The sequence below is a fragment of the Colwellia sp. BRX10-3 genome (assembly GCF_014077505.1).
Lineage (GTDB): Bacteria > Pseudomonadota > Gammaproteobacteria > Enterobacterales > Alteromonadaceae > Cognaticolwellia.
Genome location: NZ_JACGWA010000001.1, coordinates 973,404 through 986,149, shown reverse-complemented (window position 1 = coordinate 986,149; position 12,746 = coordinate 973,404). Strand labels below are relative to the sequence as shown.

The 12,746-nt window shown below is 36.3% G+C and carries 14 protein-coding genes; 8 read left to right on the top strand and 6 right to left on the bottom strand.

Going from position 1 to position 12,746, the window contains the following annotated elements:
- The first annotated feature begins 4 nt into the window (after positions 1-4).
- A complete protein-coding gene (locus H4J38_RS04345; protein ID WP_182129754.1) occupies positions 5-1,537 on the top strand; it encodes a recombinase family protein in 1,533 nt (510 codons plus the stop codon).
- A gap of 449 nt (positions 1,538-1,986) precedes the next feature.
- On the opposite strand, the gene H4J38_RS04340 is transcribed toward H4J38_RS04345, so the two are convergent.
- The 4 genes from H4J38_RS04340 to H4J38_RS04325 all read right to left on the bottom strand — a co-directional run bounded on the left by H4J38_RS04340 (position 1,987) and on the right by H4J38_RS04325 (position 5,314).
- Positions 1,987-2,664 (bottom strand): class I SAM-dependent methyltransferase, encoded by a 678-nt coding sequence (locus tag H4J38_RS04340; RefSeq protein ID WP_182129752.1) that lies wholly within the window; start codon positions 2,662-2,664, stop codon positions 1,987-1,989.
- Positions 2,645-3,346 (bottom strand): hypothetical protein, encoded by a 702-nt coding sequence (locus tag H4J38_RS04335; RefSeq protein WP_182129750.1) that lies wholly within the window; start codon positions 3,344-3,346, stop codon positions 2,645-2,647. The genes H4J38_RS04340 and H4J38_RS04335 overlap by 20 nt, the downstream gene beginning before the upstream one ends.
- A gap of 448 nt (positions 3,347-3,794) precedes the next feature.
- Positions 3,795-4,751: a hypothetical protein gene (locus H4J38_RS04330; RefSeq protein ID WP_182129748.1), complete on the bottom strand. Its 957-nt coding sequence runs from the start codon at positions 4,749-4,751 to the stop codon at positions 3,795-3,797.
- Positions 4,748-5,314 carry a recombinase family protein gene (locus H4J38_RS04325; protein WP_182129746.1) on the bottom strand — a complete coding sequence of 189 codons (567 nt, stop codon included), beginning with the start codon at positions 5,312-5,314 and terminating at the stop codon, positions 4,748-4,750. Before H4J38_RS04325 ends, H4J38_RS04330 begins: the two co-directional genes overlap by 4 nt.
- 400 nt (positions 5,315-5,714) lie before the next feature.
- Between H4J38_RS04325 and H4J38_RS04320 the strand changes: the two genes are divergently transcribed.
- The 4 genes from H4J38_RS04320 (at position 5,715) to H4J38_RS04305 (ending at position 8,415) form a co-directional block, all read left to right on the top strand.
- On the top strand, positions 5,715-6,251 hold the full coding sequence (locus H4J38_RS04320; protein ID WP_182129744.1) for a hypothetical protein: 537 nt from the start codon (positions 5,715-5,717) through the stop codon (positions 6,249-6,251).
- Between the two features lie 13 nt (positions 6,252-6,264).
- Positions 6,265-6,810 (top strand): hypothetical protein, encoded by a 546-nt coding sequence (locus H4J38_RS04315; protein WP_182129742.1) that lies wholly within the window; start codon positions 6,265-6,267, stop codon positions 6,808-6,810.
- A gap of 510 nt (positions 6,811-7,320) precedes the next feature.
- Positions 7,321-7,740 (top strand): hypothetical protein, encoded by a 420-nt coding sequence (locus tag H4J38_RS04310; protein ID WP_182129740.1) that lies wholly within the window; start codon positions 7,321-7,323, stop codon positions 7,738-7,740.
- 96 nt (positions 7,741-7,836) lie between these two features.
- Positions 7,837-8,415, top strand: coding sequence for a hypothetical protein (locus H4J38_RS04305; protein ID WP_182129738.1), 579 nt, complete (start codon positions 7,837-7,839; stop codon positions 8,413-8,415).
- A gap of 78 nt (positions 8,416-8,493) precedes the next feature.
- On the opposite strand, the gene H4J38_RS04300 is transcribed toward H4J38_RS04305, so the two are convergent.
- Entirely contained in the window at positions 8,494-9,198 is a 705-nt protein-coding gene (locus H4J38_RS04300) for an endonuclease (protein ID WP_182129736.1), read from the bottom strand.
- A gap of 97 nt (positions 9,199-9,295) precedes the next feature.
- On the opposite strand from H4J38_RS04300, the gene H4J38_RS04295 reads away from it, so the two are divergent.
- Positions 9,296-9,481, top strand: coding sequence for a hypothetical protein (locus tag H4J38_RS04295; protein ID WP_182129734.1), 186 nt, complete (start codon positions 9,296-9,298; stop codon positions 9,479-9,481).
- Between the two features lie 63 nt (positions 9,482-9,544).
- Here H4J38_RS04295 and H4J38_RS04290 read toward each other — a convergent pair whose 3' ends face one another.
- Positions 9,545-10,207, bottom strand: a complete 663-nt coding sequence (locus H4J38_RS04290; protein WP_182129732.1) for a magnesium chelatase domain-containing protein — start codon at positions 10,205-10,207, stop codon at positions 9,545-9,547.
- 529 nt (positions 10,208-10,736) lie between these two features.
- On the opposite strand from H4J38_RS04290, the gene ilvG reads away from it, so the two are divergent.
- Together ilvG and ilvM are read left to right on the top strand one after the other, a co-directional pair.
- Positions 10,737-12,401, top strand: a complete 1,665-nt coding sequence (ilvG, locus tag H4J38_RS04285; RefSeq protein WP_182129730.1) for an acetolactate synthase 2 catalytic subunit — start codon at positions 10,737-10,739, stop codon at positions 12,399-12,401.
- Positions 12,402-12,659: an acetolactate synthase 2 small subunit gene (ilvM, locus tag H4J38_RS04280; protein ID WP_182129728.1), complete on the top strand. Its 258-nt coding sequence runs from the start codon at positions 12,402-12,404 to the stop codon at positions 12,657-12,659.
- Positions 12,660-12,746 lie beyond the last annotated feature (87 nt).

The window sequence follows — 12,746 nt, the reverse complement described above, 5'->3', positions numbered from 1 at the left end:
TACAATGAATAAAGCATACAGTTACATACGTTTCAGTACTAAAGGTCAAATTGAAGGACGGAGCCTCAAACGCCAATTAGAAAGTGCTGAAACATACGCGAGAAATAATGGGTTAGCACTACAGAGTCTTTCATTCAAAGACCTAGGTGTTAGTGGTTACAAAGGTAAAAATACAACAGACGGAGAGCTAGGTAAGTTTATTCAAGCAGTTGAAGGTGGCTTAATAGAGCCTGAAAGTTATTTACTCATTGAAAGCTTTGACCGTATGAGTCGTCAGCCTGTTGAGACATCGCTTCTATTGCTGATGCGTATAGTAAACCTTGGTATAACCGTCGTTACACTCATGGATGGCCAAGTTTTTAAAAAGGGTTCCATGGATATGCAAACCCTAATGATATCCCTTATATCAATGAGTAGGGCGCATGAAGAGTCTGCAGTAAAGAGTAGACGTGTAGGGGATGCATGGCATAAAAAGCAAAGCAATGCTGCCACAGAGCTTTTAGGTTCTCCTTTACCTGCTTGGCTGCATTATAACGCTGATAAGACAGAAATAGGGGTCATAGAAGAAAAAGCACTCATTGTTAAGTATATCTTTTTTCTTTCTGCTGATGGGTATGGACGGGCAGCTATAATTAGAAGACTCAATGAAGAAAAGCTCCCCCCTATTGGCTCTCGATCGACTAAGTGGCATTTATCCTACATCACTAAAATCCTTAATGGTCGTACAGTTTTAGGGGAATATCATCCGCATATAACTAACGCATTAGGTAAGCGTGAACCTACAGGTGATGTAATCGAAGACTACTACCCTTCCATCATTGACGAGAACTTATGGTTTAAGTCTCAAGCAGGTATTAATAGTAGGCGTATTGGTAGTACAGGGTCTATTAAAAAAGGTGTTACAAAGAATATCTTCTCTGGCTTTGTGTCTTGCGAGTGTGGCTCATCAATCCAGTTCGTTAACAAGGGGACATCTGATAAAGGTGGTTACTATCTAGTGTGCAGCCTAGCAAGGTATGGAGGCGGTTGTAAGTACGTTAGTCACCGTTACTATTCAGTCCAATGGGCTGTACTGATAGCACTCCAGCAATTACTTACAACATACGTTAGAAAGCCTGAAGATAACGCCAAAACTGTGAGGCTCGAAGGTGAATTATCAGCTCTTCAAAAGGGAATTGATAAATTAGTTCAAGATATTGATGAGCACGGTTTTAGCAGCACTATTAGTAAAGCTATTCGCACCAAGGAGAGTCGTATCGATGAGATAAATAAAGAACTAGTTGATATACAATCGAGCAAGGTAGTTGATGATGAGCCAGTAGACCTTAATGAGCTTACAGGTAATATCAATGAACAGTCTGAACGCCTTAAGCTTCATCAATACCTTAAGAGGCAGTTAAAGACGATTGTGCTGCATTCAAATAAAACAACCATAGATATCTTAGTAAATAACGGTAATAACATTCATCTAAATTATAGCAAAGATGAAAACCTATGGACTGCTAACAATGGTATGAGCTTTAGAGTTGAGGTTTGACCATTACGATGTTTATTTGATGTCTAGGGGGGTATAGCAGGGGTACTAGATGACCTCTGCGATTGCATCGTTCCATTATTTGTACAAAAACCGTACTTTTTAAAAGTTCATTTTTGATTGTTAACCTTATTTTAATATTTCCCTCTGTACACGGAATTTAACAAAATTTCATGAATATTAGTTCAATCATTTTCACAGAGAAGACACAAACTTTTAGTTAAAACTTCAGTTTAGATTAGATTTTGAATTTGAAGCTTTGCCTTGGAGTTCTTTCTATAGTTTGTGGAGCAGTTGACTACCACCTTGGTAGCTTCTTAGAAGTTTATAGAATGCAATAGATAGGAAATAATGGTAATGCAGCTATCGATCTTTTTGAAATCGTCAGAGTATTTAGGAAGAAAGCTTATTAACTATGAATACTTTCACTGCATTTAGTAGTAATAATAACTTTAAGTCATTAGTTCTTCTTCACAACCTGGGTTTAAAGATTTCATTATTTCAGAAAAAGTTATATCCCCTGAAACCCAATCATTGACAACCTCAATATCATGCTCAGCAACTAAATCCTTAACAACAGTTTTTGTGATTATCCCGTAATAAGAAGTTCCACGTCTACTCTCATACAAATATCCAAATAAATGTTTTTCACCTGACTCAAACTTTTTAAAATAGGAACTACGGTGCTGATTGATGACAATAACCTTACCGTTGCTTGATATTAAATCACTGAAAATTCTAAATATATTCTGTATAGTCTCCGGGCATGGGATGGCTGAAATAACATTAGTACACACAATCAAATCAAATTTAGTCTGAATTTTGTCTACATCTTCATAAGGTACGCAATCACAATTAAGGTAATTATTACTGACATAATTGGCTACAGATGTTTTTTCATTTTTAACCATTTGCTGCCTGGTAAGTTGTATTTTTGAATCTAAGAATGTCACGCTTTCAGACATTTCAACAATTGAGTCCGCGTACCTTAGCTTTCCACAGCCAAAATCAAGAGTCTTATTCACTTTACCTAACGATATTAAATAATCATGAACATCCTTTGCTTTTTGAGAGTGAGGTTTTGCTGCATTCTCAGATTTCACTACATTATCATTGAGAAGATATTGCATCGAATTCATCCTTAATTTCTTTTCTTCTTGGTGGATATTCCAAAATTTTTGAAACTTCCCTTTTTGTATACTTAGAACAACCATTTTGAATAGTTTTAGCGAAAACAATCAAACCTAAACCAATATAAAAAACAACATGAACGTGGTCAAAGCACTTTAAATATAAAAGAATAATAGTAGCGATAAATATCGATAACGAAGACTCTAGTACAATCCAATACCAAGATAATTGATCCATGACTAATTCTATTAGATGTTTATCTACAACCGAGTTTGGATCTTTACTTGAAGCGTATTTATAGAATACTTTTAACATAATTGAGCCGCGGTTATTTAATATAACCTTTTTAGACTGTTTTGATCCTACCTCTTTTAGCATTGGCTCAAGAATGTATATCCAATCGTACCAAGGCCTAATTCTAAATAAGTCTGATATTCTATCGTGTAGTTTAATGATGCGCCCAAATAAGGCGGCAACAAAACAAGGAAGAAAATAACCAATAGGTATTTTTAATGAAACTACAGTAACTTCCCAACTGTATCCATCAAGAAATTTTTGCACTACTTCTGATTGTGTGGAAATAAAATGTAGCAGTATTAGTAAAACGATAAAATTAATAGAAGCGAGCTTATTTAGCATAGCTCCGTAATTGTCTATTGTTTTAAAAGTATTCAGAGGCATAAACTATCCGTGTCTTAAGTTTTTCTTGGCGTTTCAATCATTTCCATTACTATATAATATTATACAATTTCAATAAATTAGATAGCTTTATTTAGACGTATAAATAAACTAATAGAAATAAAACCATCGCGTTTCTATTTTCTGATGTGTTTAACTTATGAAATAATCAGAATTTGTAAGATAGTTATTAAAAAAATCTGGTACAAACAAAATAGATGGCTAATTTCCGTTTTTCGCAAAGCTTTGACATTATTAACCCCCCCCCTCATTCACTTCACTTTTAAAGCCTTTATTCATAAGTAAGATGTAACTATTAGGGCATACTAATAAAGGAACATTAAACTGTTGTGTACACCCTAAGTTCGCCCACAGTACACATGTGTACACCTGCAACAATATGAGCCTGATAGTACCTCAGTGTGACTTATCAGGCTCATTCACAAAGACTCTAAAAGTCGTTATCGATAACAGGAACTACAGTACCATCCCAACCTTCAGGTACTTCATCACCTTTAACAGAGCCAGCTTGTTCTAACCAATTATTACGTTTAGTGATAGATATACCAAGGCCTGTGCCTTTAACATACTTCCTGAGAGCTTCTCGAAATAAATCATCACCATAGCGTTCAATAAGACGACCAAAATCTTTGGTTGCTGTTTCTATTTGAACTTGCTCCCATGCATCATCATCCATATCAAATCCAGTAAATTCTTTACCAGAGGCTATATCTGACAATCGTCTAATCTTAGGAAATCCTTTTGAGTCCCAAGTGCTATCAGGGCAATAGAATTGATTTTGTAATCCATGTTGAAGCTTATCTACATATACTGCTAAATCAGTGAATTCTACATCAACAGGATTAGTAAATGCTTTACCACAAGCTTTGAGCCCTTTTGCGATATGAGCCGCTTGCCCTTTACTGCACCCAACTTCTTTCATCACCGCAGATACACTTAAGTTAAACTTCCCCTCTACGATTAACTTACGAAACTTTGATTGCATAACTTCGTCAACAGTGACACCAACGCCATGGTTTTGGTTTGCATCTTGAGCTGTCGCAACAGCTTCTCTATATGTACGATTCTTTATTACTAGTGCTGGTATTGTTAAGTTAGCTTTAGGGTTTTCTCTTAGGTACTTTAAACATGCCCCCGTACGATGAAAACCATCGACCACATAATTTACATCACCAACAACAAATACAGTTATAGCTTGTCTTATCTTTACTCCATTACGTAGGTCTTCAAGTATCGCTTGGTCTTGCGCTGCTTGCTTAATTTCCTGTGATGAGCGTAACCGTTTATCTTTAATCAACTCAACGTCTCGAGCTTGCATAGCGTGGTCTAACGTCAATGTTCTAGGGTCTAATTCTTTAAGACAGCTATCTGCCATAAATTGTTTCACTTATTTTCCTCTGATATAGCCAATACACGTTGCACGGTAGATAGTGATACTCCAACTAATGAAGCCACTTTACGAAGTGAGTTACCCTCAGCGCGTAATTGACGTATTTGTTTATGTTTTTTTAGGTTAGCTTTCCCACCAGTGTACTTACCTGCAACTTTAGCTTTAGCAATCCCCTCCCTGCGACGCTCTTGGATCATGGATAGCTCAAACTGGGCAACAGCACCTAGCATTTGGAGCATGAGTTTAGACATAGGGTTGGTGTCACCTGAGTCAAAAGTAAGGGACTCTTTATGGAAAAAGACAGTAACGCCAGCACTATTCCAGTCATTGACTAATTTAGAAAGGTCGTCAAGGTTTCTAGCCAGACGGTCAATACTATGAACATGAATTACATCACCTTCACGCACATACTCTTTCATTTGTTCTAGGGCTGGTCGCTGAATTGTACTACCGCTGCACTTATCAGTGAATACCTTATCGAAAGTGATTCCAGTGTCTGTTAATTGTCGTGTAGTGTTCTGGTCTACCGTTGATACTCTAATGTAGGCTACTGAAGCCATAGGTGTACCCATCTAGTTCTAAGAGGTGGTGATTTTAGTGTGTATACATTTAAAAATCAACCCTGATAGGTACATGTTTTTATATGATTTGACTGAGGTCAGCAGGGTATACCTCATGGGTATATTAAGTAAGGGCTATATTTCGTTATTGTCTTTAAATTTTCTCCAAATATTTAGGTATGTATCATCTGCATAATATTGCTTTATCCTATTGTTTTTTACTTTTACAAACTTGAATAAATAATGGTAAATACATATAATTCATTTAGTTAATACTAATTCGCTGGTTAGCTTTCGACAACAATAATAGCTTTAGTCCCTCCCAAATACGGTGAGTAATTCATGGGCAAAGCAATTACTATTAAAGTGAAATATACAGGTTTAAAAATGGGACAATAAAATGAAAGCTTTAGTCACACTAATATTATTTTCTTTATTTATCTCATATCCAACTTTTGTTAAAGGAACTGCTCTTTCTCCTACACTAGTAGCAAAACTTCAAGCTATAGAAGGTGATATGGAATCAAAATATCATAAATACGGTTGGTATGATTCTAGGAGTGTAGATGAGTTAACAGGAAAGTTTTCAGCCAGTTTATCACCTGAAGGGGCGCCCGCAAGATTTACGCCAGTCGTTATATGCTCTAGTGATAACAAAGGAGGTAATTTCGCATTGAAAAATACTGATGGTTACCATACTGATGAACCTATTACTCTAACGTTTAGATTTGATGATGATAAGGCATTCGAGCAAGAACTAAAAAGAGAAAGTTATTGGCTTCATGTACTACCCAATAATTATTTTGGTGAAAATGTCCTCGATAATATGTTGTCGGGTAAATATAAATTAATGAGATATCGAAGTGGTAAAGATGGGTTAATTATCAAAATAGAAATAAAATCATTAAATGACTTGTTTATTAAAACTTGTAAATAAAGAGTAAATATTTATGTTTAGTTTTTTCAAAGGTTGGGCACCTAAACAACCAGTAAGTGAGTCAGATCAAGCTCACTTAATACAAAAGTACAAACTCACCAAGCAAGAACTTAATTGTTACATTGAGAGAGTTGATGCTTTCGATGTTGCCAAGCTAACTAGAGAGTTTTACTGTTCTTTCCGTAATGTAGTGGAAGCATATATTCGAATTCAACTAGGTTTTAAAAAAGCTCTTTTTGATCCCATTGATGAACCATATGTTTGGTCAAATAGTAAAGAAGTCTCTGAGGAGTTCATTAATGATAACTATTACAACTTTGGAGAGCAATGTCGATATCATGGGGTTTCTGATCCTAAAGACATAAAAAAGTGCTATATGGAGGTAGTCAAGTTAGTCAATTCACCCGCAGGAAATATCCGCTATACAATCCTTGTGGAATATATTGTTCTTAATTTGATAAGTAGAGGAGATATAAAAGGTACACCCAAACCACCTTCAACTACAGAGTCTCCTATTCTTACTGTAACTCAGGAACTGATGCTTGACCGTAACAAGTAAGATTTTGAAGCTATATTAATTAGGGATTGTGAATCTTGAATAGCTATTAGCTCATTATAAATCTGATTTTAGTTGTCGAATTTAAAGATATTCTTATATGAAAGTATATAAGCAACACCAAAAATTAAAAACCAAAAGATCCACAGTCCTATAAATCCAAATTCACTCACTACGAATTTTGCATTTACACCTAAGCCAAATATGCTTAAGAATAGGTAGACGGAACAATGCTTTTTGTTAATGTTTTGAATGTGCGCTCCTGTGTAGAATATTATCGATAAAGTTATTAATGGTAATAGGTAGTTAAACATGGTTCCTCAGTTGTTACTTAATTCAACTTGATATTTATTTTAAGGTCTAAATTTATTTAATTCAATGTGTTATACCAGTCTAAGAGTGTTTTAACTAAGGTTTTTTCATTAGTCATATAGAAACATAGTTTGTGCTTTCTTATTTTTCTAAATTGTGGAATATTATGAGTAAATCTCTATTGTTGATCTAAGGATAGCTATGAAAAATTTATTACTCATGCTTTTAATTGCATTCACCGTTGCCCCTGTATTTGCTAAGGGTAAGTGGGAAGGGGTTACAGCATATGGAAGTAGCCTAGAACACTTGATAAGTCGCTATGATAATCATAGTAATGGAAAAGAAGCACATATAGGTGCGGTAATAGATTTCACCCATATGTATTATGGTAATTATGTCGCCTTAGAAATGGCAAAGAAAACTCACATTGATAAACCTGTTTTTTATTATTGCCTTACAAATGCTGCAAAGTCCGCAACAGATGAATTAGAACTTTTCATCTCTTGGTCAAAATTGAAAATTGCTAGTGAGAGCAGCCTATCAAGTCAATCTATAGTTTCTGTATATCCCATATATTTAATGGATATGTACCCTCTAACTGAATGTGAAAGTAATAACTAATTAAAGAAACGCAAGCACTGCTAGCTTTTAATTACCTCCCAATATTACTTTTTAATCGATGAAATGCCTAAACCTCAGGATAAAGACAACACTCTTATGGATATAGAATTATATAAACTTACTTTAGATGTAATAGGTGATGCAGTAAAAATTCTTGGACCTGCTTCTATTACAGGCATACTCGTTTTTCATCAGAGTAAACTTCGATTAGGTTTGAAAATAAAAGAATTAGACAAAAACAATGAATTTAAGGCTAGAGAGAAAATATTTGAATTTCATAAAGATAAGCTTAATAGCGTCCAATTATCGATTGATAGTCTTAGTAATGAATTGGGACATTATTTAGGTATGTCTGTAGCTGACCAACATAACGAACTCAGACTGAACAGCTTTATTAATCGTCATATCACTAATAATATTAAAAACCTCCCATTTGAGGTATCTCATATACATACAGAATTAAAAAAGTATCCTATCGATTTTGATGCGGAGTTAATTCGTATGGATGCAGAGGTCGAGAATATACATACTTTAATTACTCCTACTGACCCACAAATGGTTCAATCAACTATTACAGATTTATTAAGTATCTATGGATTTCTAGCACATTGTGTTCGTTGTTTAATTGAAAAGGAGGCTATATCAAGTTTTAGACCATATATCGTCGATACTTGATTGTTAAGTTTTACACTCACTACCAGCCATACTTCATGTTAAAAACCATTCTAATAACGACTATGTTCATAAATGGATTTAATCAATAAACATATCCACGAACACATTAGAGTTCCCTTGGATCTCTTTAATCCTAGTATTCCTAATGAACTCCCATTCACTAGGTGGATCTATACGAGACCACTTAAGGAACATCAAAAACTCGTTCTCAGAAACAACCACATTATGCTTATAATTCATATATAGCCAAACCCTTGCTAAGTCGCCCCTAATAGCATCAGAAGGCTCTACAAGCTCCTTAGTCCATTCAAAGTCACATGAGCCTAACTTCCTTTCTTCACCTTGGATAATCCCATAACGAGAGTCTGACCTGATACGGTTAGCTTGTCCTACTGCTGGTACAAGGTTATGTAAATCAAAGATGATATTCTTGGCATCTTGTGAGGTTCTTTCGCATTGACTACGATTACCATTAACCCAACAGTCCATTTGTCTAGCTGGCGTTAATGAAGCAGGCACTACGTGTTCCCAATCGAGGACGTTAATAGCATTCTTATACTTTGCTCCAGAGCCTTCATACCCACAGGATTCCGTATCGACAACACCACCACTAGTACCTTTAGGCTCGTAAGGGCAACTACAATACTTAGTTACTGAGTGGTCGAAGTAGACTTTATCCCTAGCGGTCTGCTTGGTCTTAGTCCATGAACTAGGGACACTGTGCGCATCAGCTAAGTTAATTAATAAAGATGATAGTAATACAAGAAAATAGAATAACTTCAATGTTCATTCCTAGAGGACTTTATAGAGAAAACACTATTGCAGAAACAAGAATTGTTTACTACTTTTTATATATGGAGTCTCAATAAATGGAATTATTATGAGCAATAGACCTAACACTAAAAAACAGCAGTTAACCCCCCCTATAACCTTAATGCAAACGTGGTGTATCCTTGCTAGAGATGAAGACGAGCAAGTCAGTAAACATGCCATGAAGATGCTTTTAGATACTTTTGGTGACTTGAAGTCAATTATTGAGTTTGTTAAAAAAAACAATATTAAATAATAACTTATGTTAATTTTTAGAGTTATATTCTTACTTGTTTAGATTTAAAACTAAATGGGTCTATTAAGGCATGTAAATAAGTAAATTATGACCACCACTGGCGGCAATTTCTAGCGCTCGCTTGGCTAACGGCTGACCGACAACATCGGCAATGTCATGCACAATTTTGGTTTTATATTCTTGTATGGTACTTGTTTCAACAAGTGGCAAGCTTTGTTGTTTTAAAAAATGAGGAAATAGTTGATTTAAATGTGACAGACTTAATATTTTTACTTGTTGTACCCAGCTGGCTTGTTCTGCGTTTGCCGTTGGTATTACTAGTGTTCGGCCACTTTCTTTGCAAGCCATTGCCATGGGTATTTCACCAATAATAGCCCTTAGTTCGCCAGACAACGCCAACTCACCAGCAAATTCATATTGCTTTAAGTCTGCTTCAGGAAGCTGTGCAGCAGCGGCAAGAATACCTAAGGCAATAGGCAGATCGAAGCGTCCTCCCTCTTTTGGTAAATCTGCAGGGGCTAAGTTTACTGTGATACGTTTAGCGGGGAATTCATATCCGCAATTGAGAATGGCACTACGAACCCGATCTTTTGCTTCTCGAACCGATGTTTCAGGTAAACCAACAATGTTAAATGCGGGTAGTCCATTGGCTAAATGTACTTCTACCGTAACTAAGGGGGATTCGAGCCCGACACGAGCACGACTGAAAACACAGGCTAAGGTCATAAAAATCCATTTTTATTTTCTTTATTACTATAGACTAGTGTAGTTAAGTAATGCTTATTGCGCGAAAAATAAACAGACTAAATTTTAAAGCCAAAGTGCTGGTTATAACTAAGAAAAATGTTTTTACAAAAAAAACACTAATAAAAACACTTGCGCTTGTTATTAGAGCTATGGTACTAATTTAAATAGGCTTGAAATTCTTAGTACTCGAATTAATATACTTACAGAAAATATAGATAAACATGCAAAATTATAACTCAATGATTATTAACGTCCTCATCGTGGTGATTCTTAAATCGTCGCGGGGGTATTTGTTGAGCTAAAGAAAAGTAAAAAATTAAAACAACAACAAACCCCCCGCTCCGCAAGGACCGGGGGGTTTGTCGTTATATGAACTATTTAAGCAGCGTAAAACGCATTAGCATTATTTACCTTTGGGAGAATACTTATAAATCACTAAAACAATTACGCTTTTTCATATAAATGAATAGCTAATGAATAAAAAGTGATTAAAAAGTAAAATAAACACATGACAACTGAAAAGAAATTGACCGGCGCAAGCTTATTATTTAACGTGCTAGAGCAGCATGGCGTTGCTCATGTTTTTGGCTACCCAGGTGGCGCAATAATGCCTATCTACGACGCGCTGTATGACAGTGATGTAGAACACTTTTTGTGTCGACATGAGCAAGGAGCCGCATTTTCAGCCGTAGGTTATGCCAGAGCATCCGGTAAAGTAGGTGTTTGCTTTGCCACATCGGGGCCAGGAGCGACTAATTTAATCACAGGCCTTGCTGATGCCTTAGCCGATTCAATTCCCGTTGTTGCTATTACAGGACAAGTTGCCACTGCTGCCATGGGTTCTGATGCATTTCAGGAAATTGATATTTTTGGTTTATCTCTTGCCTGTACTAAGCACTCTTTTCAAGTCACCGATATTAACGATTTAGCCAGCGTGCTGCACCAAGCATTTGCCATTGCCTTAGAAGGTAGGCAAGGACCGGTATTAGTCGATATTCCTAAAGATATTCAGATCACCGAAGTTAATGGCTGTTTAGATGAGTTAGTTAACTTACAAAACAAAGTGAAATTGCCACCAGCGAATGTTGGTAGTGCTATCGCATTATTAAATCAAGCCAAGCAACCTATTTTATATGTTGGTGGCGGTGTTGGTATGGCTAATGCCATCGATGAATTACGCGATTTTGCCAAAATAACCGGTTTGCCAAGTGTTTCTACCCTTAAAGGATTAGGTGCGATTGATCCAGAAGATAAATATTACCTAGGTATGCTGGGCATGCACGGTACTAAAGCGGCGAATATAGCGGTACAAGAATGTGATTTATTGATTGCAGTAGGGGCGCGCTTTGATGACCGAGTTACCGGCAAGTTAAATGAATTTGCGCCTAATGCCAAAGTTATTCATTTTGATATTGATACCGCAGAAATAAATAAACGACGAATTGTCGATGCGTCAATATTGGGCGATTTAAAGGTTAATTTACCTGCATTAGCCATTCCATTAGCCATTGAAGCTTGGAAAAAAGTTTGCCTGCAAATGAATGAAGATTTTGCTTGGGATTATAACCACCCCGGTGAGTCCATTTTTGCGCCTGCGGTATTAAAAGAAATTAGCGATAAAATGCCTGAAAATAGTTGCGTAACTACTGATGTTGGACAACACCAAATGTGGGCTGCACAACACATGGTATTTGATGACCCAAGTAATTTTTTAACCAGTGCCGGTATGGGCACCATGGGTTTTGGTATACCAGCAGCAGTTGGCGCCCAAGTTAGTCGACCGACAGACTGTATTATTGCGGTTTCGGGTGATGGTTCTTTTATGATGAATGTGCAAGAGCTTTCAACCATTAAGCGTTTTCAATTACCGGTTAAAATAGTGCTTATTGATAACGCCAAGCTAGGTATGGTGCGTCAATGGCAAGATCTATTTTTCAATGGCCGATTAAGCGAAACGGATTTAGCTGATAACCCTGATTTTATTATGTTAGCGAATGCTTTCGATATTAAAGCTCAAATGATCACTAAAAAATCAGAAGTGAGCGCCGCCATTGAAGAAATGCTAGAGCATGACGGGCCATATTTGTTGCAAGTAAAAATTGATGCGCAAGAGAATGTATGGCCACTTGTGCCACCGAATACCGCTAACGATAAAATGATGGAGAGTACCTAAATGAATAACTATCAATTAATGATAACAGCGGATGATAAGCAAGTGGTACTTGAACGAATTCTACAAGTAACTCGCTATCGTGGTTTTTTAATCAGTGGCATGAATGCAAAAGTGAATACGGGTACCAACGTAGGCACCATTGAATTAATGGTCAGAAGTGAACGTCCGATCGAACTTTTGGTCGATCAAATTAATAAACTGATCGACATCAAAGAAGTCAAGGTAGACAATAGCGCATCACAGCAATGCATCGCATAATGCTGAGTTAAAATCGATGACAATACGTAATATAACTTAATCAGTTAATTTTTTAAGCTGACTGATTGATACGCAATAAAATTTAGG

Bases quoted from the DNA above. Each gene is read 5' to 3' on its own strand.
- H4J38_RS04345 (WP_182129754.1), top strand. From the start codon at position 5: ATGAATAAAGCATACAGTTACATACGTTTCAGTACTAAAGGTCAAATT.
- H4J38_RS04340 (WP_182129752.1), bottom strand. From the start codon at position 2,664: ATGCAATATCTTCTCAATGATAATGTAGTGAAATCTGAGAATGCAGCA.
- H4J38_RS04335 (WP_182129750.1), bottom strand. From the start codon at position 3,346: ATGCCTCTGAATACTTTTAAAACAATAGACAATTACGGAGCTATGCTA.
- H4J38_RS04325 (WP_182129746.1), bottom strand. From the start codon at position 5,314: ATGGCTTCAGTAGCCTACATTAGAGTATCAACGGTAGACCAGAACACT.
- H4J38_RS04320 (WP_182129744.1), top strand. From the start codon at position 5,715: ATGAAAGCTTTAGTCACACTAATATTATTTTCTTTATTTATCTCATAT.
- H4J38_RS04315 (WP_182129742.1), top strand. From the start codon at position 6,265: ATGTTTAGTTTTTTCAAAGGTTGGGCACCTAAACAACCAGTAAGTGAG.
- H4J38_RS04310 (WP_182129740.1), top strand. From the start codon at position 7,321: ATGAAAAATTTATTACTCATGCTTTTAATTGCATTCACCGTTGCCCCT.
- H4J38_RS04305 (WP_182129738.1), top strand. From the start codon at position 7,837: ATGGATATAGAATTATATAAACTTACTTTAGATGTAATAGGTGATGCA.
- H4J38_RS04295 (WP_182129734.1), top strand. From the start codon at position 9,296: ATGAGCAATAGACCTAACACTAAAAAACAGCAGTTAACCCCCCCTATA.
- H4J38_RS04290 (WP_182129732.1), bottom strand. From the start codon at position 10,207: ATGACCTTAGCCTGTGTTTTCAGTCGTGCTCGTGTCGGGCTCGAATCC.
- ilvG (WP_182129730.1), top strand. From the start codon at position 10,737: ATGACAACTGAAAAGAAATTGACCGGCGCAAGCTTATTATTTAACGTG.
- ilvM (WP_182129728.1), top strand. From the start codon at position 12,402: ATGAATAACTATCAATTAATGATAACAGCGGATGATAAGCAAGTGGTA.